The 23,294-nt window shown below is 60.6% G+C and carries 25 protein-coding genes (1 of these 25 cut by a window edge); 9 read left to right on the top strand and 16 right to left on the bottom strand.

What is annotated here, in order from left to right:
* A protein-coding gene (gene tyrS / locus BFN10_RS14190) for a tyrosine--tRNA ligase (RefSeq protein WP_071490206.1) crosses the window boundary here: on the bottom strand, positions 1 to 855 show its 5' portion. Its footprint begins 345 nt before the window's first position; 855 of the gene's 1,200 nt are visible here — the first part of the coding sequence; the start codon lies at positions 853 to 855; the stop codon falls past the left edge of the window.
* A 209-nt stretch (positions 856 to 1,064) separates the two neighbouring features.
* On the opposite strand from tyrS, the gene BFN10_RS14195 reads away from it, so the two are divergent.
* Together BFN10_RS14195 and BFN10_RS14200 are read left to right on the top strand one after the other, a co-directional pair.
* The gene (locus tag BFN10_RS14195) at positions 1,065 to 2,483 is read left to right on the top strand and encodes a peptidoglycan DD-metalloendopeptidase family protein (protein WP_071490207.1); all 1,419 of its coding nucleotides are present in this window, start codon (positions 1,065 to 1,067) and stop codon (positions 2,481 to 2,483) included.
* 2 nt (positions 2,484 to 2,485) lie between these two features.
* Positions 2,486 to 3,577, top strand: coding sequence for an anhydro-N-acetylmuramic acid kinase (locus BFN10_RS14200; protein ID WP_071490208.1), 1,092 nt, complete (start codon positions 2,486 to 2,488; stop codon positions 3,575 to 3,577).
* 67 nt (positions 3,578 to 3,644) lie between these two features.
* On the opposite strand, the gene erpA is transcribed toward BFN10_RS14200, so the two are convergent.
* Positions 3,645 to 3,995, bottom strand: a complete 351-nt coding sequence (gene erpA / locus BFN10_RS14205; protein WP_003176443.1) for an iron-sulfur cluster insertion protein ErpA — start codon at positions 3,993 to 3,995, stop codon at positions 3,645 to 3,647.
* Positions 3,996 to 4,160: 165 nt separating this feature from the next.
* Positions 4,161 to 5,195 (bottom strand): N-acetyl-gamma-glutamyl-phosphate reductase, encoded by a 1,035-nt coding sequence (gene argC, locus BFN10_RS14210; RefSeq protein WP_071490209.1) that lies wholly within the window; start codon positions 5,193 to 5,195, stop codon positions 4,161 to 4,163.
* Between the two features lie 136 nt (positions 5,196 to 5,331).
* On the opposite strand from argC, the gene hemJ reads away from it, so the two are divergent.
* The 6 genes from hemJ to coq7 all read left to right on the top strand — a co-directional run bounded on the left by hemJ (position 5,332) and on the right by coq7 (position 9,780).
* Positions 5,332 to 5,760 (top strand): protoporphyrinogen oxidase HemJ, encoded by a 429-nt coding sequence (hemJ, locus tag BFN10_RS14215; RefSeq protein WP_071490210.1) that lies wholly within the window; start codon positions 5,332 to 5,334, stop codon positions 5,758 to 5,760.
* Between the two features lie 24 nt (positions 5,761 to 5,784).
* The gene (locus BFN10_RS14220) at positions 5,785 to 6,747 is read left to right on the top strand and encodes an NAD(P)H-dependent flavin oxidoreductase (RefSeq protein ID WP_071490211.1); all 963 of its coding nucleotides are present in this window, start codon (positions 5,785 to 5,787) and stop codon (positions 6,745 to 6,747) included.
* A 69-nt stretch (positions 6,748 to 6,816) separates the two neighbouring features.
* Positions 6,817 to 7,779, top strand: a complete 963-nt coding sequence (locus BFN10_RS14225; protein WP_071490212.1) for a DUF805 domain-containing protein — start codon at positions 6,817 to 6,819, stop codon at positions 7,777 to 7,779.
* A gap of 63 nt (positions 7,780 to 7,842) precedes the next feature.
* Positions 7,843 to 8,631 (top strand): SDR family NAD(P)-dependent oxidoreductase, encoded by a 789-nt coding sequence (locus BFN10_RS14230; protein WP_071490213.1) that lies wholly within the window; start codon positions 7,843 to 7,845, stop codon positions 8,629 to 8,631.
* A 46-nt stretch (positions 8,632 to 8,677) separates the two neighbouring features.
* On the top strand, positions 8,678 to 9,016 hold the full coding sequence (locus BFN10_RS14235; protein WP_071490214.1) for a histidine triad nucleotide-binding protein: 339 nt from the start codon (positions 8,678 to 8,680) through the stop codon (positions 9,014 to 9,016).
* Between the two features lie 116 nt (positions 9,017 to 9,132).
* Entirely contained in the window at positions 9,133 to 9,780 is a 648-nt protein-coding gene (gene coq7 / locus BFN10_RS14240; protein ID WP_015886151.1) for a 2-polyprenyl-3-methyl-6-methoxy-1,4-benzoquinone monooxygenase, read from the top strand.
* A 54-nt stretch (positions 9,781 to 9,834) separates the two neighbouring features.
* Here coq7 and BFN10_RS14245 read toward each other — a convergent pair whose 3' ends face one another.
* Positions 9,835 to 10,257 (bottom strand): OsmC family protein, encoded by a 423-nt coding sequence (locus BFN10_RS14245; protein ID WP_071490215.1) that lies wholly within the window; start codon positions 10,255 to 10,257, stop codon positions 9,835 to 9,837.
* Positions 10,258 to 10,502: 245 nt separating this feature from the next.
* On the opposite strand from BFN10_RS14245, the gene crp reads away from it, so the two are divergent.
* Entirely contained in the window at positions 10,503 to 11,147 is a 645-nt protein-coding gene (gene crp / locus BFN10_RS14250) for a cAMP-activated global transcriptional regulator CRP (RefSeq protein WP_071490216.1), read from the top strand.
* Here crp and BFN10_RS14255 read toward each other — a convergent pair.
* From BFN10_RS14255 to BFN10_RS14310, 12 genes are all read right to left on the bottom strand, one after another.
* Positions 11,144 to 11,842, bottom strand: a complete 699-nt coding sequence (locus BFN10_RS14255) for a lipoate--protein ligase family protein (protein WP_173668596.1) — start codon at positions 11,840 to 11,842, stop codon at positions 11,144 to 11,146. The two genes, crp and BFN10_RS14255, sit on opposite strands and share 4 nt — an antisense overlap.
* A complete protein-coding gene (gene trpC / locus BFN10_RS14260) occupies positions 11,842 to 12,678 on the bottom strand; it encodes an indole-3-glycerol phosphate synthase TrpC (RefSeq protein WP_071490218.1) in 837 nt (278 codons plus the stop codon). Before trpC ends, BFN10_RS14255 begins: the two co-directional genes overlap by 1 nt.
* Positions 12,675 to 13,724, bottom strand: coding sequence for an anthranilate phosphoribosyltransferase (gene trpD / locus BFN10_RS14265; RefSeq protein WP_071490219.1), 1,050 nt, complete (start codon positions 13,722 to 13,724; stop codon positions 12,675 to 12,677). The genes trpC and trpD overlap by 4 nt, the downstream gene beginning before the upstream one ends.
* Before the next feature lie 9 nt (positions 13,725 to 13,733).
* Positions 13,734 to 14,327: an aminodeoxychorismate/anthranilate synthase component II gene (locus BFN10_RS14270; RefSeq protein ID WP_071490220.1), complete on the bottom strand. Its 594-nt coding sequence runs from the start codon at positions 14,325 to 14,327 to the stop codon at positions 13,734 to 13,736.
* 9 nt (positions 14,328 to 14,336) lie between these two features.
* Positions 14,337 to 15,818 carry an anthranilate synthase component I gene (gene trpE, locus BFN10_RS14275; RefSeq protein ID WP_071490221.1) on the bottom strand — a complete coding sequence of 494 codons (1,482 nt, stop codon included), beginning with the start codon at positions 15,816 to 15,818 and terminating at the stop codon, positions 14,337 to 14,339.
* A gap of 70 nt (positions 15,819 to 15,888) precedes the next feature.
* Positions 15,889 to 16,707, bottom strand: coding sequence for a phosphoglycolate phosphatase (locus tag BFN10_RS14280; RefSeq protein ID WP_071490222.1), 819 nt, complete (start codon positions 16,705 to 16,707; stop codon positions 15,889 to 15,891).
* A complete protein-coding gene (rpe, locus tag BFN10_RS14285; protein WP_071490223.1) occupies positions 16,704 to 17,378 on the bottom strand; it encodes a ribulose-phosphate 3-epimerase in 675 nt (224 codons plus the stop codon). Before rpe ends, BFN10_RS14280 begins: the two co-directional genes overlap by 4 nt.
* Positions 17,379 to 17,462: 84 nt before the next feature.
* A complete protein-coding gene (locus BFN10_RS14290) occupies positions 17,463 to 18,611 on the bottom strand; it encodes an iron-containing alcohol dehydrogenase (protein WP_071490224.1) in 1,149 nt (382 codons plus the stop codon).
* A 155-nt stretch (positions 18,612 to 18,766) separates the two neighbouring features.
* On the bottom strand, positions 18,767 to 19,591 hold the full coding sequence (locus BFN10_RS14295; protein WP_015886162.1) for an ABC transporter permease: 825 nt from the start codon (positions 19,589 to 19,591) through the stop codon (positions 18,767 to 18,769).
* A gap of 12 nt (positions 19,592 to 19,603) precedes the next feature.
* Positions 19,604 to 20,851, bottom strand: a complete 1,248-nt coding sequence (locus tag BFN10_RS14300) for an ABC transporter permease (RefSeq protein WP_071490225.1) — start codon at positions 20,849 to 20,851, stop codon at positions 19,604 to 19,606.
* Positions 20,852 to 20,920: 69 nt separating this feature from the next.
* Entirely contained in the window at positions 20,921 to 21,961 is a 1,041-nt protein-coding gene (locus BFN10_RS14305) for an ABC transporter substrate-binding protein (protein ID WP_071490226.1), read from the bottom strand.
* Between the two features lie 43 nt (positions 21,962 to 22,004).
* Positions 22,005 to 23,117: an ABC transporter ATP-binding protein gene (locus tag BFN10_RS14310; protein WP_058424775.1), complete on the bottom strand. Its 1,113-nt coding sequence runs from the start codon at positions 23,115 to 23,117 to the stop codon at positions 22,005 to 22,007.
* Positions 23,118 to 23,294: the final 177 nt, after the last annotated feature.

A 23,294-nucleotide genomic window follows, 5' to 3' on the forward strand; every position in this document is an offset into this window, starting at 1 on the left:
ACGTGGATTAGCGCCTGCCTCTACATCAGCACGCAGCGCATTGATTTCGTCCATTGACCGGAAGCTCAGCAACTCGAAGTAACGCCACATCAAAGCATCAGGAATCGACACCAGCTTGCCGTACATAACGCCCGGCGCCTCCTGGATACCGACATAGTTCCCCAGGGACTTGGACATCTTCTTGACGCCATCCAACCCTTCCAACAACGGCATGGTCAGGATGCACTGGGCTTCCTGACCATACGCACGCTGGAGCTCACGCCCCATCAACAGGTTGAACTTCTGATCAGTGCCGCCCAGCTCAACGTCCGCACGCAACGCTACCGAGTCATAGCCCTGAACCAACGGGTAGAGGAACTCGTGAATGGCGATCGGCTGATTGGTGGAGTAGCGCTTGTCGAAATCATCACGCTCAAGCATGCGCGCGACAGTGTACTGAGAGGTCAAGCGAATGAAGTCCGCCGGCTTCATCTGATCCATCCAAGTAGAGTTGAACGCCACTTCGGTCTTGGCTGGATCGAGAATCTTGAATACCTGAGTCTTGTAGGTCTCGGCATTATCGAGCACCTGTTCACGGGTCAGTGGCGGACGCGTGGCGCTCTTGCCGCTCGGATCACCGATCATTCCGGTGAAGTCACCTATAAGGAAGATGACCTGGTGCCCCAACTCCTGGAACTGGCGCAGCTTATTAATAAGCACGGTATGCCCCAGGTGCAGATCCGGCGCAGTCGGATCAAAGCCAGCCTTAATACGCAGGGGCTGACCACGCTTGAGCTTTTCGATCAGCTCAGCTTCGACCAACAGTTCTTCCGCACCACGTTTTATCAGCGCTAGCTGCTCTTCAACCGACTTCATAACAGACCCGCAAGGCTCAGATTCAAAAGGGAACCAACCATACAAGATCAGGGACTAATTACAAGTTTTGCCCTGCGAACGGACACCGTTCAGCAAGCCCAGCGTTCGCGAGCTTGCGCCACAGATGATTTGGTTATATTTTATACAGTTATTTCATCTTCATCATGTCATTCATCTTTTCCATTTCATCTTCAAAGTCAAAATTACCTATGACCACTGAACCGTCTAAAGCGCCGCCGCTTTACCCGAAGACCCACCTGCTCGCCGCAAGTGGTATCGCCGCCCTTCTCAGCCTGGCACTCCTGGTATTCCCTTCCAGTGACGTAGAAGCCAAACGAACATCCCTGAGCCTTGACCTGGAAAGTCCAGTTGAACAACTGACACAAGATCAAGACGCTTCAGACGCGCAACAAGCCACAAAAACAGCCACCGAATCGCCGTTCGCCCAGATAGAAAACAGCCCCGAAGACACCCAACAAGCAGACCAGGGCCCAGCTGCGCCTGCTGCCGACACGGCCAAAAACCCTCAGCACCGCGAAGTGATCGTGGCCAAGGGCGACACCCTGTCGACTCTATTCGAGAAGGTCGGCCTCCCCGCCGCTACCGTTAACGAAGTGCTGGCGAGCGACAAACAAGCCAAGCAGTTCACCCAGCTCAAGCACGGCCAGAAGCTCGAATTCGAGTTCACCCCCGATGGACAACTGACCAACCTGCACAGCAATGTCAGCGACCTCGAAAGCATTACCCTGACAAAGGGCGCCAAAGGCTTTGCCTTCAATCGGATCACTACCAAGCCGGTCATGCGCTCGGCCTATGTACACGGGGTGATCAACAGCTCCCTGTCACAGTCGGCGGCCCGGGCAGGCCTGTCCCACAGCATGACCATGGACATGGCCAGCGTGTTCGGCTACGACATCGACTTCGCCCAGGACATCCGCCAGGGCGACGAATTCGACGTGATCTACGAGCAGAAAGTCGCCAACGGCAAAGTCGTGGGCACCGGCAACATTCTCTCCGCACGCTTCACCAACCGCGGCAAGACCTACACCGCCGTGCGCTACACCAACAAACAAGGCAACAGCAGCTACTACACTGCCGATGGCAATAGCATGCGCAAGGCCTTCATCCGCACCCCAGTGGACTTCGCTCGTATTAGCTCGCGTTTCTCCATGGGTCGCAAGCATCCAATTCTGAACAAAATCCGCGCCCATAAAGGCGTCGACTACGCCGCCCCGCGCGGCACGCCGATCAAGGCAGCCGGCGACGGTAAAGTCCTGCTGGCAGGACGTCGTGGCGGCTATGGCAATACCGTGATCATCCAGCACGGCAATACCTACCGCACCCTGTATGGCCACATGCAAGGCTTTGCCAAGGGCGTGCAAACCGGCGGCACCGTGAAACAAGGCCAGGTGATCGGCTATATCGGTACTACCGGCCTGTCCACCGGCCCACACTTGCACTATGAGTTCCAGGTCAATGGCGTTCACGTCGACCCACTGGGCCAAAAGCTGCCCATGGCCGACCCGATCGCCAAGGCCGAGCGTGCCCGTTTCATGCAACAGAGCCAGCCGTTGATGGCGCGCATGGACCAAGAACGCTCCACCCTGCTGGCATCGGCGAAGCGTTAAGTATGGCGCTCTATATTGGTGTGATGTCCGGGACCAGCCTTGATGGCCTGGACATCGCCTTGATCGAGCAATCCCCGGCGATCAAGCTGATGGCTACACACTACATTCCCATGCCCGATACCCTGCGCACTGAGCTGCTTGCTCTTTGCGCCAGCGGGGCGGATGAGATCGCTCGCTCAGCCATCGCCCAGCAGAACTGGGTGAAGCTTGCCGCTCAAGGTATTCACGCTTTACTCGACCAACAAAACCTCAAGCCCCAGGACATTCGCGCAATTGGCAGCCATGGCCAGACCATCCGCCATGAACCCGCACGGGGCTTTACCGTACAGATCGGCAACCCGGCCTTGCTCACCGAGCTTACAGGCATCACCGTGGTCAGCGATTTCCGTAGCCGCGACGTCGCCGCCGGCGGTCAGGGCGCCCCACTGGTCCCTGCGTTCCATGAAGCGCTATTTGGCGAGCACAGCGGTAACCGTGCCGTATTGAATGTGGGAGGTTTCAGCAACCTCAGCCTGATTGAGACCGGCAAACCTGTAGCCGGCTTCGACTGCGGCCCAGGCAATGTCCTGCTGGATGCGTGGATTCACCAGCAACGCGGTGAACACTTTGATCGTGATGGCCAGTGGGCGGCCAGCGGCAAGGTCGAGCCAGCTCTACTCAACGCCCTGCTCAGCGACCCTTTCTTCGTGACCACGGGCCCCAAGAGCACCGGCCGCGAAGTGTTCAATCTGGAATGGCTGCACCAACACCTGGGTCGCTTACCAACATTCGAGCCTCAGGATGTTCAGGCCACGCTACTTGAGCTGACCGCCCTGACCATCATCGAATCCCTGCAAGCCGCCCAGCCCCAGACCGAAACACTGCTGGTGTGTGGCGGAGGCGCCCGCAACACCACGCTGATGAACCGCCTGGCCGCCCTGCTACCATCGACTCAAGTCAGCAGCACCGCCACCTACGGAGTAGACCCCGACTGGGTCGAGGCCATGGCCTTCGCATGGCTGGCCCATTGCTGTCTCGAAGGTATCGCCGCCAACCGCCCAAGCGTCACCGGGGCACGAGGACTTCGGGTACTGGGCGCCATCTACCCGACCTAAAATCTCCGCACAGCAAAACGCCGCTTGGCCTATCACAGCCAAGCGGCGTTTTTGCATCCGTTGCCGATCAGATCGAGAACGAAGACCCGCAACCACAGGTGGTGGTAGCGTTAGGGTTCTTGATCACAAAGCGTGAACCCTCCAGACCTTCCTGGTAATCCACCTCGGCACCGGCCAGGTATTGGAAGCTCATCGGGTCCACAACCAGGCTTACGCCTTCGCGTTCAACGATGGTGTCATCATCGGCTACATCTTCATCGAAGGTAAAACCGTACTGAAACCCTGAACAACCGCCGCCCGTAACGAATACGCGCAGCTTCAAGCGATCATTACCCTCTTCATCGACCAGGCTCTTCACCTTGTGCGCAGCACCGTGGGTGAATTGCAAAGCCGTGGGGGTGAAGGATTCAACGCTCATGCTGATAATCTCCCGGCGTAGCGCCGCCATATGCGTAATGGTCGGCATTATCCGCTTCTCCTAGAAAAGCGGTCAACTATTGTTACGGTATATCAATCTGCGCTGTCGCCATTAAAAACACAAAAGGCCCGATCAACGGGCCTTTTGCTTAGCGACTCAACCGCCTTAAGGCAGCATGCCCGCGTGGGACAGCCCCAACTTCTCATCCAGGCCAAACAGGATGTTCATGTTCTGCACCGCCTGGCCGGACGCGCCCTTGACCAGGTTATCGATCACCGACAACACCACGACCAGGTCACCGTCCTGCGGGCGATGCACAGCAATCCGGCACACATTGGCACCGCGCACGCTGCGGGTTTCCGGGTGGCTGCCGGCCGGCATCACATCGACGAACGGTTCGTTGGCATAGCGCTTTTCGAACAGCGCCTGCAGGTCGACCGAGCGATCGACCACGGTGGCGTACAACGTGGAGTGAATACCGCGGATCATTGGGGTCAAGTGTGGGACGAAGGTCAGGCCCACGTCCTTCCCAGCCGCGCGACGCAGCCCCTGGCGAATTTCTGGCAAGTGACGGTGACCTTTCACCGAATAGGCCTTCATGCTTTCCGACGTCTCGGAGTACAGCGAACCAACCGCCGCACCACGACCGGCACCGCTGACGCCCGATTTGCAGTCCGCGATCAAGCGCGAAGCGTCCGCCAGCCCCGCTTCCAGCAAGGGCAGGAAGCCCAACTGTGTAGCCGTCGGATAGCAGCCCGGTACAGCAATCAGGCGCGCTTGCTTGATCTGTTCACGATTCACTTCCGGCAGGCCGTACACCGCCTCTTCCAACAGCTGCGGCGCGCCGTGCGGCTGGCCATACCACTTGGCCCACTCATCAGCGTCCTGCAGACGGAAGTCCGCCGACAAGTCGATCACCTTGGTGCCGGCGGCCAACAACTCGCCTGCCAGGGCGTGGGCAACACCGTGCGGGGTGGCGAAGAACACCACGTCGCAGCCGCCCAGGGTCTTGATGTCCGGAACACTGAACGCCAGGCCGTCGTAATGACCGCGCAGGTTCGGGTACATATCGGCCACGGCCAGCCCGGCCTCGGATCGGGAAGTGATGACCACCACCTCAGCTTGCGGATGCTGAGCCAACAGACGCAGCAATTCGACACCGGTGTAACCCGTGCCGCCGACGATACCGACCTTGACCATAAACCTGCCCTCAACGAACCCACTGGAAAGCCGTCGATAATAGGGGTCGTATCGTCCTGCGACAACCGCCAACGTGACGTATGGGCGCATGAGCCACTACTATCCTCAGTTACCGTGAACCTGGGAATAACTAGAAATGCTCTATCTATGGATCAAAGCCTTCCACATCGTCAGCGTCGTCTGCTGGTTTGCCGGGCTGTTCTACCTGCCACGCCTGTTCGTCTACCACGCCCAAAGCGAGGACACCGTCAGCAAAGAGCGTTTCAGCGTCATGGAGCGCAAGTTGTATCGCGGCATCATGGGGCCGGCGATGATCGCCACGTTGATTTTCGGCGGCTGGCTGATCTATCTGAACCCAGGCATCTTTCATTCGGGCGGGTGGATTCACGCCAAGCTGACCCTCGTCGTACTGCTCATTGGCTACCACCATATGTGCGGCGCGCAGGTAAAACGCTTTGCCCGTGGCGAAAACACCCGCAGCCATGTCTTTTATCGCTGGTTCAATGAAGTGCCCGTTCTGATATTGCTGGCTATCGTAATTTTGGTCGTGGTCAAACCGTTCTAACTTCAATTAGTTGGGGTACCTCCAATGTCGCTGCCCGCTCTGCTTGAACAACGTCTGCGCCTGCCCGTCGTGGCGGCGCCGATGTTCCTGATTTCCAACCCGCAACTGGTCCTGGCGTGCTGCCGCAATGGGGTGGTCGGGAGTTTCCCGGCGCTTAACCAACGCGACAGCAGCGGGTTCAAGGCCTGGCTGGAGGAAATCGAAGCGGGCCTGGCGCTGCTGGACAACCCCGCGCCCTATGCCGTCAACCTGATCGTGCACAACAGCAATCCCCGCCTGGAGGCAGACCTGGCGATTTGCGTTGAGCATAAAGTGCCCATCGTCATTACCAGCCTGGGTGCCGTCAAAGAGCTGGTGGACGCGGTACACAGCTACGGTGGCCTGGTGTTTCACGATGTCACCACCCGCCGCCATGCCGAGAAGGCTGCAGAGGCCGGTGTGGACGGCCTGATCGCCGTAGCCGCCGGCGCCGGTGGCCATGCCGGCACCTGGAGCCCATTCTCGCTGATTGCCGAGATCCGCCAGTTCTTCGACAAAACCCTGCTGCTAGCCGGCTGCCTCAATCACGGGCACGAGATTCTCGCTGCCCAACTGCTCGGTGCAGACCTGGCCTATTTCGGCACGCGCTTTATCGGCACTACCGAAAGCCAGGCACCGGATGCGTATAAAGAGATGCTGCTCACATCGCGCGCCGCCGACATCGTGCACACTCCCGCTGTCTCCGGCGTGCCCGCCAGCTTTATGCGCCAGAGCCTGGAAAACGCCGGTTTCGACCTCGCCGCCCTGCAAGGCAAAGGCGAGGTCAACTTCGGCTCCAAGCTCAAGCCGTTGAGCGACGAGGCCAAAGCCTGGAAGACTGTATGGTCTGCTGGCCAAGGCGTCGGTGAGATTGATGATTTGCCCAGCGTCGATGAACTCGTTGCGCGCCTGGATGCCGAATACCGCAAGGCACGCGAACAGGCGGCACAACTGCGCTGGCCACGTTGACCCAACTGCCAGGCCTGCTGATTAGACGGGCCTGCACTACCTCCCTGAACAAGTGACAAGGAAGCCCGCATGAGCGACAACCGTTTCAAGATTGTGTTTGATGGAGCCTTGCTCCCGGGTGTCGAAAGCACCACGGCCAAACTGAACCTGGCCGAGCTGTTCAAAAGTGAAGTCGAAGCCATCGAAAAGCTCTTTACCGGCCGCCCGGTTGCGCTCAAGCGCGACCTGTCTCGCCCGGATGCGGAAACCTACCTCACCGCGCTGAAAAACGCCGGTGTCGACGCGCGCATTGAGCCCGAACAGCCTGTGGCCTTCAGCCTGGCTGAAACTCACGAGACGGATTCCGGCCCTTCTGGTTTCGCGCGTCCGGATGCCTCGCCTTATGCGCCTCCACGCGCGGCGGTGGGTGATGACTTGCCCGAGTACGCCACCCTCAAAGTCTTCACTATCCATGGGCGGATCGGCCGCCTGCGCTACCTGGCATGGACCCTGGTGTTGACCCTGGCGATGCTGGTTGCGGGTGGCATCATCAGCACCGTCAGCTTTGCCGTGGCTACCGCCTCGCCGATTGCGGGCACCATCATCGGAGTACTGCTGGGTATCGCGCTGTTTGTGGCGCTGGTATGGGTCAGTGTACAAATCGGCGTGCAGCGCCTGCATGACCTGGGTTGGTCGGGCTGGTTGTACCTACTCAACCTGGTGCCATTGGTGAACAGTGTATTCCCGATCCTGTTGCTGGTACTGCCGGGCAATGCAGGCGCCAACCAGTATGGTGCGCCACCGCCACGTAACTCCACCGCGGTAAAAGTCCTGGCCACGCTGTGGTTGGCGTTTATTCCAGTCATGCTTGCCATCGTGGTGACCTTGGGCATGAACGGTTACCTGGATCAGCTCGAAGCCAACGTGGAAAGCAGCTACGAAAGCAGCTCCATCACCTCCGACGAAGACGCCGACCAGGCGGCAACCGTCGAAGAAGACGAAGCGCAGAGTGCTGACGAAGCGGGCGAACCTGTAGACTCTCCAGAACAGTGAAGAAACGCCCCCGGCCTGTGATGCCTCTGTCACAGGCGCGGCGGCGTTGCGATGGAGAAAGGCATGACCCGTTACACTCTGATCACCGGCGCCTCCAGCGGCATCGGCCTGGCCCTGGCCGAAGCACTCGCCCGTCGCGGCCGCAGCTTGATTCTGGTGGCTCGCCAGCGTGATCAGTTGGAAAGCATTGCAATCGAATTGACCCAACGCTTTGGCGTCGAAGTGCTGTTCCGGGCCTGCGACCTGGGCGAGCCACTGCGCTTGTCCGGGTTCCTGCTGGAGCTTGAAGAAGGCGAGCGGCAGATCGACCTGCTGGTGAACTGCGCCGGCATCGGCACCAGCGGGCCGTTCCTGGCCCAGGACTGGATGACCGAACAGGACCTGATGGAGGTCAACATCCTGGCCCTGACCCGAATGTGCCACGCACTCGGCAATGCCATGGCGCTGCACGGCGGCGGGCAGATTCTCAATGTGGCGTCCATCGCGGCGTTCCAGCCCGGCCCGTGGATGAGCACTTATTACGCCAGCAAGGCCTATGTGCTGCATTTCTCCGAAGGCTTGCGCGAAGAACTGAAAACCTGCGGCATCAAGGTCTCGGTGCTCTGCCCCGGCCCGACACGCACCGCGTTCTTCGGCACCGCGCAGATGGACACCGCCAGGCTCGACCGCAGTCAACAGCTGATGAGCCCCGAAGAAGTGGCGCTCTACACCGTACGCGCACTTGAAAAGAACAAAGCCATCATCATCCCCGGCCGTCGCAACCGCTGGATCGCCTTCAGCCCGCGTTTCAGCCCACGCTGGCTGACCCGCAAGATCGCCGGCGCCATCAACAAGGCCTATTGCCCACGCTGACGGGCTGGGTACACTCATCCTGCACTTTCATAATGGAGAAACAGCTGTGGATACTCTGTTCACCAAGATCATCAACAGAGAAATACCCGCGGATATCATCTACGAAGATGATCAAGTCCTGGCGTTCAAGGACATCTATCCGGCGGCGCCCGTGCATTTCCTGGTCATTCCCAAGAAACACATCCCCACGCTCAATGACCTGACTGAAGAAGATAAAGCCCTGGCCGGTCATATCCTGTTCACCGCCCAGCGCCTGGCTGTAGAACAAGGGTGTGAAGAAGGTTTCCGGGTGGTGATGAACTGCAACCCGAAAGGCGGGCAGACCGTTTATCACATCCATATGCACGTGCTGGGTCAGCGCCAGATGAACTGGCCGCCGGGCTGATCAGCCTTTCAGCAAAGGTCGCAGCCCAGCCTGCGACCCCATGCCCTTGACGCAACGCAAACGCTTGCCCCTCTCTTGCGGTAAACTGGCCGCCGAGATTCTTCCCGGAGGTCAGCATGACTACCCAACGTCACTACTCGCCGATTGACCGTCTGTTGCTGCAAGCCGACATGGCCATGCGTACGCTGCTGCCCTTCAGCGGCCAGCCGTATCGCCCCTCGCCCGCCATCGTGCAGCCCGACGCGCAGATGAGCGAGACCGAGACCCGCCACGTCGCCGGCTTGATGCGCATCAACCATACCGGCGAAGTCTGCGCCCAGGCGCTGTACCAGGGCCAGGCGCTGACCGCCAAGCTGCCGCAGGTGCGCGCAGCCATGGAGCATGCCGCCGAGGAAGAAATCGATCACTTGGCCTGGTGCGAGCAACGCATCCGCCAGTTGGGCAGTCACCCGAGCGTGTTGAACCCGCTGTTTTACGGTTTATCGTTTGGGATCGGCGCCGCGGCCGGCCTGATCAGCGACAAGGTCAGCCTGGGTTTTGTCGCAGCGACTGAACATCAGGTGTGCAAACACCTGGACGAACATCTGGAACAACTGCCGGCCGAAGACGAAAAGTCCCGTGCCATTCTTGAGCAGATGCGCATTGATGAAGAACATCACGCAGAAAGCGCGCTGGATGCCGGTGGTTTTCGCTTCCCGGCGCCAGTGCGGTTTGGCATGAGCCTATTGGCCAAGGTCATGACTAAAAGCACGTACCGAATCTGAGCCAAAAAAGGGCGCTATCACAGCGCCCTTTCTTTTTGCCCGCCGATTGAGCGATCAACCCAACTCAATTATCTCGTAATCATGGGTAATGGTCACCCCGGCCGCGCCCAGCATGATCGACGCCGAGCAATACTTCTCCGCCGACAGTTCGATAGCGCGCTTCACCTGCGCCTCTTTCAGCGCCCGGCCCTTCACCACGAAATGCATGTGGATCCTGGTGAATACCTTGGGGTCTTCAGTGGCACGCTCGGCCTCCAGGAAAGCTTCGCAGCTTTCCACGGCCTGGCGGGATTTCTTCAGGATGCTGACCACGTCGAAATTGCTGCAACCGCCTACGCCCAGCAGGAGCATTTCCATCGGGCGTACGCCCAGGTTACGGCCACCGGCTTCCGGCGGGCCATCCATGACCACCACATGGCCACTGCCCGACTCACCGAGGAACATGGCTTCGCCCGCCCATTGGATGCGTGCCTTCATCGCCCAGACTCCACTGCTAAAAAAGGGTCGCCAGCTTAGCACAGGGCCCACCTGCGTCAGCGTTTGCAACAAAAGCGATCAAAAGCAGGCTTTGCGCGGAAAATTGGCTAATCGAGTCAGAATGTGTCTGTTAAGCTGACGCCAAATCGATGGCGTAATGCCACCCTTTACAGCGCGTATCAATGCCGATACCCGATGAATACAACAACTCCAACTATTTAGCGCAGTCTTTTCGGGATACAACCATGGTTGCCCTTACTCCCATACCCAAAATCAAGAATCTCGACAAACTGTTGATGCATTGCCAGCGCCGCCGCTACCCGGCCAAGCACAACATCATCTGCGCCGGCGAACGCTCCGAAACCCTGTTCTTCATTATCAAAGGCTCGGTCACCATCCTGATCGAGGATGAAGACGGCCGCGAAATGATCATCGCCTACCTGAACACCGGGGATTTTTTTGGGGAGTTGGGGTTGTTCGAACAAGCCGGCAAGGAACAGGAACGCAGCGCCTGGGTGCGTGCCAAGGTCGAGTGCGAAGTGGCCGAGATCAGCTACGCCAAATTCCGCGAACTGGCCCAACAAGATCCCGACATCCTTTATGTCCTCAGCGGCCAGATTGCGCAACGCCTGCGGGACACCACGCGCAAAGTCGGCGACCTGGCATTCTTCGACGTCACCGGCCGTGTTGCGCGCTGCCTGCTTGACCTGTGCAAGCAACCGGACGCCATGACCCACCCCGATGGCATGCAGATCAAGGTCACGCGCCAGGAAATCGGGCGCATTGTCGGCTGTTCACGGGAGATGGTCGGACGCGTGCTCAAAGACCTGGAAGAACGCAACCTGGTGCACGTCAAAGGCAAGACGATGGTGGTGTTCGGTACCCGTTAAACCGGCAGGAAGCTGGCCAACATCTGGCGGTACAAGGTGTCCAGCCGGCTGATCGCATCGGGCGCCGGGAAGGCTTCGTGCAGGGCGATATGGCTGTCGGCACTCACCCGCTGTTCAAGACCGCAGGCTTCATTGAAGCGGTTGACCGCCGCGATCAGGTCTTCGCGATCGTTTTCCAGCAACAGTGCACCGTGCACCAGGCCCACCGGGCGCCCCCCGCTTTGACGCCAGCGCTGGGCAGTGCCAACCATTTTCCGGCCATTGAGATTGACGTTGTAGCGACCGTCGCAAAATGCGCCGTCGACCTCGCCGACAGACGCATCGCCGCCCAACTCGATCAGCAAGTCGCAGATCGGCTGACATAAACGCAGGTAACCGGTTTCGATACGATTCTGGTCGCCCTCACTGCGCGGCGGGGCGTAGACCAGGGCGATGTTGACTGTGGCACTCGACTGCGGCACCGGCTCACCGCCGGTCTCACGCAGCAGCACCGGCCAACCCGCATCGGCTGAAACCTGGCTGGCGGTTTCAAAGGCCGGCAAGCGGCTCAACCGACGCGGCATGACCAAAGCCTGATCGCTGGGTTGCCAGAACAACAACCCATACTCCCGCTCACCTGCGCAAACAGCCGCCAGCAGGTCTTGCTCGGCGGCAAGTCCTGCTTCGACGGTCATCGCCACCGGCTGCGTCATCATCAATCCAGCGTCGAACCGCTGACCGCCATGCCCCGCTCCGGGAAGAACAGGCGCTGCAATTCAGCCCCCGGGTTCTCGGCACGCATGAAGGTCTCGCCCACCAGGAACGAGTACACGCCACTGATCTCCATCAACTCCACATCGGCACGGTTGACGATGCCACTCTCGGTGATCACCAGACGGTCACGCGGAATCCGCGGCAACAGGTCGAGGGTGTTTTCCAGGCTGACTTCGAAGGTGTGCAGGTTACGGTTGTTGACCCCCACCAGCGGTGTGTCGAGGGTTTTCAAGGCGCGTTCCAGCTCATCGCCGTCATGCACTTCCACCAGCACGTCGAGGCCGACGCTTTTGGCGACGGCAGCCAACTCGGCCATCTTCACGTCATCCAGCGCGGAAACGATCAGCAGCACGCAGTCGGCGCCCAGGGCACGGGCTTCGACGATCTGATACGGGTCGACCATGAAGTCCTTGCGGATCACCGGCAACTTGCACGCGGCGCGGGCCTGCTGCAGGAACAGGTCGGAACCCTGGAAGTAGTCGATATCGGTCAGCACGGACAGGCAAGTCGCCCCTCCCTTCTCATAGCTGACGGCGATTTCCGATGGCACAAAGTGTTCGCGGATCACGCCTTTGCTCGGCGAGGCTTTCTTGACCTCGGCGATCACGGCCGGTTGCTTCTGCTTGGCCTGGGCGATCAGTGCATTGGCGAAACCGCGCGGTGCATCGGCGATCTTTGCCTGGGCTTCCAGCTCGGCCAGGCTCACGCGGGCGCGCCGCTCGGCAACTTCTTCAGCCTTGCGGGCCAGGATTTTTTCCAGAACGGTCGGCACACTCATCCTTCATTCTCCATCTTGAATACTGCGGTGAATGCTCCCAGCTCTTCGAGCTTCTCACGAGCCAGACCGGTGTGCAGCGCATCGTGGGCCAAGGCAACACCCTCCTTAAGACTATAGGCGTGGTCGGCTGCATAAAGTGCCGCGCCAGCATTCAAAACAATCATCTCGGCGGCTTTCTGACCGTTCTCGGTCTTGCGACGGCCCAAGGCATCACGAATCAGTTCCAGGGAGGCCGCCGGGCTTTCCACCGCCAGGCCGTGCAGGCTCTGGCTCTTCATGCCCAGGTCTTCCGGCTCGACCCAATACTCAGTGACCTGGTCATTTTTCAGCTCCGCCACGAAGGTCGGTGCCGCCAGGCTGAATTCGTCCAGGCCGTCCTTGGAATGCACCACCAGCACATGCTTGCTGCCCAGGCGTTGCAGTACTTCGGCCAATGGCCGGCACAGCGCCTGGCTGAACACACCCACGACCTGGTGTTTCACACCGGCCGGATTCGTAAGCGGGCCGAGCATGTTGAACAGGGTACGAAGGCCGAGATCCTTGCGCGGGCCGGCGGCATGCTTCATCGCACCGTGGTGGGATTGAGCAAACATGAACCCAATACCGACATTGTCGATACAGCGCGCCACTTGGATCGGGGTCAGGTTCAGGTAGATCCCCGCCGCTTCCAGCAAGTCGGCACTGCCACTCTTGCCGGAGACCGCGCGGTTACCGTGCTTGGCCACGGTGCAACCCGCCGCCGCCACCACAAACGAAGAAGCCGTCGACACGTTGAAGATGTTCGCACCGTCACCGCCGGTGCCGACCACGTCGACCACACCATCGAGGGTCTTGAGCTCGACCTTGTCCGCCAGCTCGCGCATGACCGACACGGCGCCGACGATTTCGTCGATGCTCTCGCTCTTCATGCGCATGGCCATCATGAACGCGCCGATCTGCGCGTCGGTGCATTGGCCGGTCATGATCTCGCGCATCACATCGCTCATTTCAGCAGTGCTCAGGTCCAGGTGGCCGACGATACGGCTCAGGGCAGTCTTGATATCCATGGAAAGTCCTTAGCGCGTGCCGCCGCTCTGCTTGAGAAAATTGGCGAACAGCTCGTAGCCCTGCTCGGTCAGGATCGATTCGGGGTGAAATTGCACCCCTTCGATATTCAGTGTCTTGTGGCGCAGGCCCATGATCTCGTCGACCGAGCCGTCCTCCAGTTGGGTCCAGGCGGTCAGTTCCAGGCAATCCGGAAGGGTTTCGCGCTTGACCACCAACGAATGGTAGCGGGTCACGGTCACCGGCAAGTTAAGCCCATGGAACACGCCCTGATCATGATGGAATACCGGACTGGTCTTGCCGTGCATCACCTGGCGTGCACGCACCACGTCACCGCCAAAGGCCTGGCCGATGGACTGGTGGCCCAGGCATACGCCCAGGATCGGCAGCTTGCCGGCGAAATACTGGATCGCCTCCAGGGAAATACCCGCCTCGGTCGGCGTGCACGGGCCTGGCGAAACCACGATGCGCTCCGGGTTCAGGGCGGCGATCTCGGCGACGGTCAGTTCGTCATTGCGCACTACCTTGACCTCGGCACCCAACTCGCCCAGGTACTGCACAACGTTGTAGGTAAAGGAATCGTAGTTATCAATCATCAGCAACATGGGGGAACCTCAGGAATTGGGGGTCTGTTCAGCCAGCGCAACGGCGCGGAACATCGCGCGGCGCTTGTTCAGGGTTTCTTCCCATTCGAGGGCCGGCACCGAGTCGGCGACAATCCCGCCACCGGCCTGCACGTGCAGCTCCCCGTCCTTGATCACGGCGGTGCGGATCGCAATGGCCGTGTCCATGTTGCCGTTCCAGGCGAAATAACCCACGGCACCACCGTAGACCCCACGCTTGACCGGCTCCAGCTCGTCGATGATTTCCATCGCGCGGATCTTCGGCGCACCCGACAAGGTGCCCGCCGGCAGAATCGCGCGCAACGCATCCATCGCCGTCAGGCCAGCCTTCAGCTCGCCGGTAACGTTGGACACGATATGCATCACGTTGGAATAACGCTCGATCACCATCTTCTCGGTGAGCTTCACCGAACCGATTTCCGAGACACGCCCGGTGTCATTACGACCCAGGTCGATGAGCATCAAGTGCTCGGCGATTTCCTTGTCGTCGCTCAGCAGGTCTTCTTCCAGCGCCAGGTCAGCTTCTTCGGTTGCACCCCGTGGGCGCGTGCCGGCGATCGGGCGCACGGTGATCAGGTTGTCTTCGACGCGCACCAGCACTTCCGGCGAACTGCCCACCACGTGGAAGTCACCAAAGTTGAAGAAGTACATGTACGGCGTCGGGTTGAAGCAACGCAGCGCCCGGTACAGATCGATCGGCGCGGCCTTGAAGTCGATGGACATACGCTGCGACGGCACCACCTGCATGCAGTCGCCGGCGAGGATGTATTCCTTGATGGTATCGACGGCCCGCTCGTAGTCATCCTGGGTAAAGCTTGAACGAAAGATCGGGTCGGCCGCCGGCGGACGGCTGAGGTCCAGGCCGCGACGCGGGGTGATCGGCTGGCGCAGTTTTTCCAGCAGGGCTTCGAGGCTGGCCCGGCCTTGCTCGAACGCATCGGCCTGGGACGGGTCGGCCAGCACGATCGCGTGCATCTTGCCGGCGAGGTTGTCGAACACCACGACCGCATCGGAGACCATCAGCAGAATGTCCGGCACGCCCAACGGGTCCGGGTTCGGGCATTGGCCCAAACGTTTTTCCACATAACGCACGCAGTCATAACCGAAGTAACCCACCAGGCCGCCGTTGAAGCGCGGCAGGCCGGCAATGGTCGGCACGTTGTAGCGCGCCTTGAAGGCTTCGACGAACGCCAACGGGTCTTCGACATCATGGTTTTCGATCTCGACGCCATCATGGGTAATGCTCACATGATGGTCATGTACCCGCAGCACCGTGCGGCACGGCAGGCCGATGATCGAGTAACGCCCCCACTTCTCGCCGCCCTGTACGGACTCGAGCAGGTAGGAGTTAGGCTCATCGGCCAGTTTCAGGTAGATCGACAGCGGCGTGTCGAAGTCGGCCAGGGTTTCGCAGGCCAGGGGAATGCGGTTGTAGCCGGCAGCGGCCAAACGCAGGAATTCTTCGCGGGTCATGATATGCCTCGTGGCTTGAGGGTCTAACAGTCAGGTATGCAAACGTGCCGCAGGGCGCGGCCAGGAACAGTCAGGCGCGCCAACGCCAGCGGGCCAGGGCCTTGATGACTTTCATCCAGAGTTTGCGAGTGACCACCACGATGGAATTTCCAGAAGGGGACGGATCGGTGTCGGGCAACGTTATCTCAGCGCCCGCTCCCAAGCAACCGGGGATTAACAGGCGCAGGTCATCAATCACCATCGACGGCGACTCTTCGGCGATCGGCCGACCATGGTTATAGCCGTAGCTGAGGGCCACGCACTGCACGCCCGCGGCCTTCGCCGCCTGCACATCACTGCGTGAATCGCCGACAAACAACGACTGGGAGGCCGGGATATTGGCCATTTTCATCACGAAAAACAGCGCCGCCGGGTCGGGTTTTTTCTGCGGCAGGGTGTCGCCACCGATGATCCAGCGGAAATACCGACCGATTTTCATCTGGTCCAGCAGCGGCGCGACGAAGCGTTCCGGCTTGTTGGTGATCAGGGCCATTTCCACGCCCTGCTTGCTCAGCCATTTGAGGGTGTCACGTACGCCGGGGTAGACCACGGTCAGTTCATGGCCGTCTTCATAGGCAGCGTTGAACAGCTCCAGGGCGTGTTCAGCCTCGACGTCATCCACGCCTTCGGCGTCGATATTATTAGCCAGGGCGCGGCGCACCAGCATCTGCGCACCGTTGCCGACCCACTCACGCACCGACTCGATCCCGGCCGGTTTGCGCCCCAGCTTGAGCAGCATCTCGTCCACCGCCGCCGCCAGGTCGGGCACCGAGTCGATCAAGGTACCGTCCAGATCGAACATCACCAGCCGTGGCAGTTTGCCGGGGAACAGCTGCTCAAAGCCGCTCATGGACGTGCCAGCGCCAGTTCGGCACGCATCTTGTCGATGACTTCCTGATAGTCCGGCGCGTTGAAGATCGCCGAGCCGGCCACGAAGGTGTCGGCGCCCGCTGCGGCGATTTCGCGGATGTTGTTGACGTTGACCCCGCCGTCGATCTCCAGGCGGATGTCGCGACCGGAAGCATCGATCAGCGCGCGAGCTTCACGCAGCTTGTTCAGGGTGCCCGGGATGAACTTCTGGCCGCCGAAGCCTGGGTTGACGCTCATCAGCAGGACCATGTCGACCTTGTCCATCACGTACTCAAGCACACTCAACGGCGTGGCCGGGTTGAACACCAGGCCCGCCTTGCAGCCGCCTTCACGGATCAGTTGCAGGGTGCGGTCGACGTGCAGCGAGGCTTCCGGGTGGAAGGTGATGTAGGTCGCGCCGGCTTCCACGAAGTCGCCGATGATGCGATCTACCGGGCTGACCATCAGGTGCGCATCGATCGGCGCGGTGATGCCGTACTTGCGCAGCGCCGCACACACCATCGGGCCGATGGTCAGGTTGGGCACGTAGTGGTTGTCCATGACGTCGAAGTGCACGAAATCGGCACCGGCGGCCAACACCTTGTCCACTTCCTCACCCAGGCGGGCGAAATCGGCGGAGAGAATCGATGGAGCAATAACGAAGGGCTGCATGACGCACCTTTTTTGAGCTAAATCACGATGGCGCGCATTGTATACCTCATGCTTTGCCGCGCGCACCGTGACCTGGCTCAACGGCTAGTAAGCCGCCCGGTAGATTTTCTCGATATCGGCGGCGCTGAGCTTGCGCGGATTGTTACGCATCAGCCGCTCAATGCCTGCCGCCTCAACCGCCATCGCCGGGATCGCGTCCTCGGGCACGCCGAAACTGCGCAGGCCTGCCGGAATCTCGACGGCGGCACACAGTCGCGTCATCGCGTCCACTGCCTGATCGGCCGCATCGTTGACGCTCAAGCCGGTGACATTCACGCCCATGGCCTGTGCAATCTCCTGCATGCGTTCCACACAGGCCAATTTGTTCCAGTGCATCACATAGGGCAGCAACAGCGCGTTGCTCACCCCATGGGCAATGTTGAAACGCCCACCCAACGGGTACGCCAACGCATGCACCGCGCCGACCCCGGCGTTACCGAACGCCATGCCGGCCATCAGGCTGGCGGTGGCCATGTCGTCACGTGCCTGCAGGTTGGCCGGGTTGGCGTAGGCCTTGGGCAGCGCCTTGGCAATCAACTTGATCGCGCCGATGGCCAGCGCATCAGTGATCGGCGAGGCATTCAGCGACAAGTAGGACTCGATGGCATGCACCAGCGCATCCACACCACTGGCGGCGGTAACGCTGCGCGGGCAGGTGAGGGTCATTTGCGGGCTGATCAAGGCCACATCCGGCAGCAGGTAGTCGCTGACGATGCCTTTTTTCAGCTGTGCGGCCTTGTCGGAGAGGATCGCCACATTGGTCACCTCCGAACCGGTGCCGGCCGTGGTCGGGATGGCGATCAACGGCGGGCCCTTGCGCGGCACCTGGTCGACGCCAAAGAGGTCCGCCAGCGCACCGTGGTAACCGGCATAGGCGGCTACGCTTTTGGCGATATCGATGGCGCTGCCGCCGCCCAGGCCGATCAGGCCGTCATGCCCGCCCTCGCGGTAAACGCGCATGCAGTCCTCGACGATGGCGATTTCCGGGTCGGGCAGTACGCGGTCGAAAATCTCGTAGGTGCGCTCGCCCAAGTGTTCGAGGGCCAGCGCCACGGTGCCGGACTTGACCAGCGCGGCGTCGGTGACGATCAGCGGGTTGTCCACATCCAGGCGCGTGAGTTCAAAGGCCAGTTGTTCGATGGCGCCAGCGCCGGTCAGCAGTTTGTGGGCGATCTTGAATGAGGAAGTACTCATGTGCGCGGCCTCTTATTAAGTGATGGGCTGGCACAAGAGTAGCTCGGAAACCTGGGTTGCCTAGCATTCAGAGGCTGAATGGTGATTTCCAACACAACACAAAACCATGTGGGAGAGGGCTTGCCCCCTCCCACACTTGAATCTCCAGCAGGCCGTTAGACTGCCGCGGTGCGCAGTTTCTCGCTACGCCCGCGCAGCCATTCCAGAGTCAGCAACAGCAATACCGAGAAGGCAATCAACAAGGTTGCCGCCGCCGCAATCGTCGGGCTGAGGTTCTCGCGGATGCCGCTGAACATCTGACGCGGCAGCGTCGCTTGCTCAGGGCCGGCGAGGAACAGCGTCACCACCACTTCATCGAACGACGTGGCGAAAGCAAACAGCGCCCCGGAAATCACCCCCGGCGCAATCAACGGCAAGGTCACTCGGCGAAACGCCGTCAAAGGCGAAGCCCCGAGGCTCGCCGCCGCCCGCACCAGGTTGTGGTTGAACCCCTGCAACGTGGCCGACACCGTGATGATCACAAACGGCACGCCCAGCACCGCATGCACCACGATCAACGAGAAGAAGCTGTTACCCAGTCCCAGCGGTGCAAAGAACAGGTAGCTGGCCACACCGATGATCACCACCGGCACCACCATCGGTGAAATCACCAGTGCCATCACCAGCGCCTTGCCGGGGAAGTTGCCACGGGTCAGGCCGATGGCCGCCAGGGTGCCGAACACCATCGCCAGCACCGTGGCCGCCGGGGCGACGATGATGCTGTTCTTGAGTGCACGCATCCACTCGGCCGAGGCAAAGAAGTCCTGGTACCAGTGCAGCGAAAAGCCTTGCAGCGGGTACACCAGGAAACTGCCGCTGTTGAACGACAGCGGAATGATCACCAGCACCGGCAGGATCAAGAACAACAGGATCAAGCCGCAGAGGATCCGCAAGCTGTAGAACCAGACCCGTTCAACGGGCGACATGTAAGGGCTCAGCATCGCAAGGTCTCCTCAGCTCAGGCGCAGGCGACTGGCGCCCACCAGCCGGTTGTAGATCAGGTACAGCACCACGGTGGCCAGCAGCAGCAAGCCACCCAGTGCCGTCGCCATGCCCCAGTTGATACTGGTGTTGGTGTAGAACGCCACGAAGTAGCTGACCATCTGGTCGTTCGGGCTGCCCAGCAGCGCCGGGGTGATGTAGTAACCAATCGCCAGGATGAACACCAGCAGGCAACCGGCGCCGACGCCGGCATAGGTCTGCGGGAAGTACACGCGCCAGAAGCTGGTGAACGGGTGGCAACCCAGGGAAATCGCCGCACGCATGTAGGTGGGCGAAATGCCCTTCATCACGCTGTAGATCGGCAGGATCATGAATGGCAGCAGGATGTGCACCATCGAGATGTAGACCCCGGTGCGGTTGAACACCAGCTCCAAGGGTTTATCGATCAAGCCCATGCCCATCAAGGCGCTGTTGATCAGGCCGCCGGACTGCAGCAACACGATCCACGCCGCCACCCGCACCAGGATCGAGGTCCAGAACGGCAGCAACACCAGAATCATCAGCAAGTTACTCTTGCGTGCCGGCAGGTTGGCCAGCAGATAGGCCAGGGGATAGGCCAGCAGCAAGCAGATGGCAGTGATTACCAGGCCCATCCAGAAGGTACGGGCGAAGATGTCCAGGTAGATTGCCTGGTCAGGTGTGGCCGGCGCGATTTCGCCGAGGTCGTCGATGCGATGATCGACGGCCGCCAGGAGGTAGAACGGTGTCAGGCTGCTGGTATTGCGCCGGATCGCCTGCCAGTACGCCGGGTCGCCCCAGCGTTCGTCGAGGTTTTCCAACGCTTCTTTATAAGAGCCGGGCGCTTCACTGAACGGCAGCGCCCGCGCGGTTTTGGTCAGCAGGCTACGGTAGCCGGCCAGTTCCATGTTCAAGCGTTTGGACAGATCGCCCAGGGTCTGGTTTTTGCGCGCTTCGCCCAGGTCCTCGCTGAGGGCCTGGTACACCGGTTCACCCGGCAAGCCACGGCCGTCCCAGGCCGTCACCGCGACCACGGTACGCGGCAAGCCGCCCACCACTTCCGGATTGCCGACGCTCTTGAACAGCAAAGCAACGATCGGTACCAGGAACACCAGCAGCAAGAACAGCACCAGCGGCGCAATCAAGGCCTGGGCCTTCCAGCGATTGAGCCGCTCGGCACGCGCCAGGCGCTGCTTGAGGGTGGGGCTGTTGACCTCGTTCGAGGGAACGGCGATGGCCATGGCTGACTCCGAATCTTAAAGATAAATACAGACCCCCTGTGGGAGGGGGCAAGCCCTCTCCCACATGAGTTACTTGGCCGCCCAGGAATTGAAGCGTTGCTCCAGTTGCTCGCCGTTATCCGCCCAGAAGCTCACATCGATCTGCACCTGGTTGGCGATGTTTTCCGGGGTGGTCGGCATGTCCTTGAGGATGTCCTTGGCCAGCAATGGCACAGCTTGGGTGTTGGCCGGGCCGTAGGCGATGTTTTCCGAGTAGGTCTTCTGCTGCTGAGGCTGTACTGAGAAAGCGATGAATTTCTTCGCCGCTTCGGCACGGTCCTTGGCCAGGCCTTTAGGGATGGCCCAGGCGTCGAAGTCGTAGATGCCGCCGTTCCACACCACTTTGAGGTTGCTTTCTTTCTGTACGGCGGCGATGCGGCCGTTGTAGGCCGAGCTCATCACAACGTCACCGGAAGCGAGGTACTGCGGCGGCTGTGCGCCGGCTTCCCACCACTGGATCGACGGCTTGAGTTCATCGAGTTTCTTGAATGCACGGTCCTGGCCATCTTTGCCGGCCAGCACTTTGTACACGTCTTTCGGCGCCACACCGTCGGCCATCAAGGCGAACTCCAGGGTGTACTTGGCGCCTTTACGCAGGCCGCGCTTGCCCGGGAATTTCTTGGTGTCCCAGAAATCTGCCCAACTGGTGGGGGCGGAGGTGAGTTTGTCGGCGTTGTAGGCAAGCACGGTCGACCACACGAAGAAGCCCACGCCACATGGCTGGATCGCGCCCTTCACGTAGTCGGCGGTGTTGCCGAACAGTTTCGGGTCCAGCGGCTCGAACATGTCTTCGTCACAGCCACGGGAGAGTTCCGGCGATTCCACTTCCACCAGGTCCCAGGACACGCTCTTGGTGTCGACCATGGCTTTCACCTTGGCCATTTCACCGTTGTACTCACCGGCGACGATCTTGCCATTGCCCGCGCTTTCCCAAGGTGCGTAGAACGCCTTGACCTGGGCCGCCTTGTTCGCGCCACCGAAGGACACGACCGTCAGGTCCGGGCCTGCCATGGCCTGGGTTGCGCCGATCAAGCCAATGGCCAGCGCCGAATACTTAAGGGATCTCAACATTGTTGTTCTCTCCACGTGCAGGGTTGGTGAAGCCAGGGGGCGATCAATTCGCCTCTAGAAGTGGGTCGAGTGCGCGAACGTGCTCGACTTGCCAGCCAATCGGTACCACGTCGCCGACCGCCAGGGCTGGGTCCAGCTCGGCAATCGGTTGTTTCACGAAAAAATCGGTCTTGCCGCAGACTTCCAGACGCACGCGCACGTGGTCGCCCAGGTAGATGAATTCCGCCACCCGCCCCGAGAAACGGTTGACGCAGCTCTCGCTGGAACCGTTGAGGCTGACGCGCTCCGGGCGCACCGACAGGGTCACCGGGCCACCGACCTGGCCGACATTCACCGCCAGTGCCTCGACCTTCTCGCCCCGTGCCAGCTCCACCACGCAGCGCTCGCCGGTGTGGCTGTGCAGGCGACCATTGAGGCGGTTGTTCTCACCGATGAAGTTGGCGACAAAGGTGTTCTTCGGTTCTTCGTACAAGGTGCGCGGCGCGGCGATCTGCTGGATCTCGCCCTGGTGGAATACCGCCACGCGGTCAGACATGGTCAGCGCTTCGCCCTGGTCATGGGTCACGTACACCACAGTCACGCCGAGGCGTTGGTGCAGGTGCTTGATCTCCATCTGCATGTGTTCGCGCAGTTGCTTGTCGAGGGCGCCGAGGGGTTCGTCCATCAGCACCAATTGCGGTTCGAACACCAGCGCCCGGGCCAGCGCTACGCGCTGCTGCTGGCCGCCGGAGAGTTGTGCCGGGTAACGCTGGGCGAAGGCATCGAGCTGGACCATGCTCAACACGCGTTTGACCCGCTCGCTGATATCGGTCTTGCTCAAGCCCCGCACCGACAGCGGGAACGCCAGGTTCTCGGCGACGGTCATGTGCGGGAACAAGGCGTAGTTCTGGAACACCATGCCGATATCGCGCTTGTGCGGTGGCACGTTGTTGATGGACCGCCCGGCCAGCTGGATTTCACCGGCGGTCGGCGTCTCGAAGCCGGCGAGCATCATCAGGCTGGTGGTCTTGCCCGAACCGGAAGGCCCGAGCAGGGTGAGGAACTCGCCCTTGCGAATCTCCAGGTTGAGGTCTTTGACGATCAGGTTCTCGCCGTCGTAGCTCTTCTGCACGCCACGAAAGCTGACCAGCACATCATTTGAATCCACCTCGCTCATACCCGCACCTTTTTGTTTTGGACTGCTGTGGAACAAGCGTAGTCCAGGCGCCAGCCCCCGGAAATCGGGGGCCAGGAGAGAATTGCATCGGCCGGATGGAAGGTTGGGGGTAGGGATTGCCCTACAGGGATGGCGCGTACGGGACAGCACAGCCGCAAGGGGCGAGCTGCAAGCGGC

The sequence above is a fragment of the Pseudomonas extremorientalis genome, assembly GCF_001870465.1.
Taxonomy (GTDB): Bacteria; Pseudomonadota; Gammaproteobacteria; order Pseudomonadales; family Pseudomonadaceae; genus Aquipseudomonas; species Aquipseudomonas extremorientalis.

Excerpts from the sequence above, each read along its gene's own strand:
- BFN10_RS14195 (WP_071490207.1), top strand. The coding sequence starts at position 1,065 with ATGACCACTGAACCGTCTAAAGCGCCGCCGCTTTACCCGAAGACCCAC.
- BFN10_RS14200 (WP_071490208.1), top strand. The coding sequence starts at position 2,486 with ATGGCGCTCTATATTGGTGTGATGTCCGGGACCAGCCTTGATGGCCTG.
- erpA (WP_003176443.1), bottom strand. The coding sequence starts at position 3,995 with ATGAGCGTTGAATCCTTCACCCCCACGGCTTTGCAATTCACCCACGGT.
- argC (WP_071490209.1), bottom strand. The coding sequence starts at position 5,195 with ATGGTCAAGGTCGGTATCGTCGGCGGCACGGGTTACACCGGTGTCGAA.
- hemJ (WP_071490210.1), top strand. The coding sequence starts at position 5,332 with ATGCTCTATCTATGGATCAAAGCCTTCCACATCGTCAGCGTCGTCTGC.
- BFN10_RS14220 (WP_071490211.1), top strand. The coding sequence starts at position 5,785 with ATGTCGCTGCCCGCTCTGCTTGAACAACGTCTGCGCCTGCCCGTCGTG.
- BFN10_RS14225 (WP_071490212.1), top strand. The coding sequence starts at position 6,817 with ATGAGCGACAACCGTTTCAAGATTGTGTTTGATGGAGCCTTGCTCCCG.
- BFN10_RS14230 (WP_071490213.1), top strand. The coding sequence starts at position 7,843 with ATGACCCGTTACACTCTGATCACCGGCGCCTCCAGCGGCATCGGCCTG.
- coq7 (WP_015886151.1), top strand. The coding sequence starts at position 9,133 with ATGACTACCCAACGTCACTACTCGCCGATTGACCGTCTGTTGCTGCAA.
- BFN10_RS14245 (WP_071490215.1), bottom strand. The coding sequence starts at position 10,257 with ATGAAGGCACGCATCCAATGGGCGGGCGAAGCCATGTTCCTCGGTGAG.
- crp (WP_071490216.1), top strand. The coding sequence starts at position 10,503 with ATGGTTGCCCTTACTCCCATACCCAAAATCAAGAATCTCGACAAACTG.
- BFN10_RS14255 (WP_173668596.1), bottom strand. The coding sequence starts at position 11,842 with ATGATGACGCAGCCGGTGGCGATGACCGTCGAAGCAGGACTTGCCGCC.
- trpC (WP_071490218.1), bottom strand. The coding sequence starts at position 12,678 with ATGAGTGTGCCGACCGTTCTGGAAAAAATCCTGGCCCGCAAGGCTGAA.
- trpD (WP_071490219.1), bottom strand. The coding sequence starts at position 13,724 with ATGGATATCAAGACTGCCCTGAGCCGTATCGTCGGCCACCTGGACCTG.
- BFN10_RS14270 (WP_071490220.1), bottom strand. The coding sequence starts at position 14,327 with ATGTTGCTGATGATTGATAACTACGATTCCTTTACCTACAACGTTGTG.
- trpE (WP_071490221.1), bottom strand. The coding sequence starts at position 15,818 with ATGACCCGCGAAGAATTCCTGCGTTTGGCCGCTGCCGGCTACAACCGC.
- BFN10_RS14280 (WP_071490222.1), bottom strand. The coding sequence starts at position 16,707 with ATGAGCGGCTTTGAGCAGCTGTTCCCCGGCAAACTGCCACGGCTGGTG.
- rpe (WP_071490223.1), bottom strand. The coding sequence starts at position 17,378 with ATGCAGCCCTTCGTTATTGCTCCATCGATTCTCTCCGCCGATTTCGCC.
- BFN10_RS14290 (WP_071490224.1), bottom strand. The coding sequence starts at position 18,611 with ATGAGTACTTCCTCATTCAAGATCGCCCACAAACTGCTGACCGGCGCT.
- BFN10_RS14295 (WP_015886162.1), bottom strand. The coding sequence starts at position 19,591 with ATGCTGAGCCCTTACATGTCGCCCGTTGAACGGGTCTGGTTCTACAGC.
- BFN10_RS14300 (WP_071490225.1), bottom strand. The coding sequence starts at position 20,851 with ATGGCCATCGCCGTTCCCTCGAACGAGGTCAACAGCCCCACCCTCAAG.
- BFN10_RS14305 (WP_071490226.1), bottom strand. The coding sequence starts at position 21,961 with ATGTTGAGATCCCTTAAGTATTCGGCGCTGGCCATTGGCTTGATCGGC.
- BFN10_RS14310 (WP_058424775.1), bottom strand. The coding sequence starts at position 23,117 with ATGAGCGAGGTGGATTCAAATGATGTGCTGGTCAGCTTTCGTGGCGTG.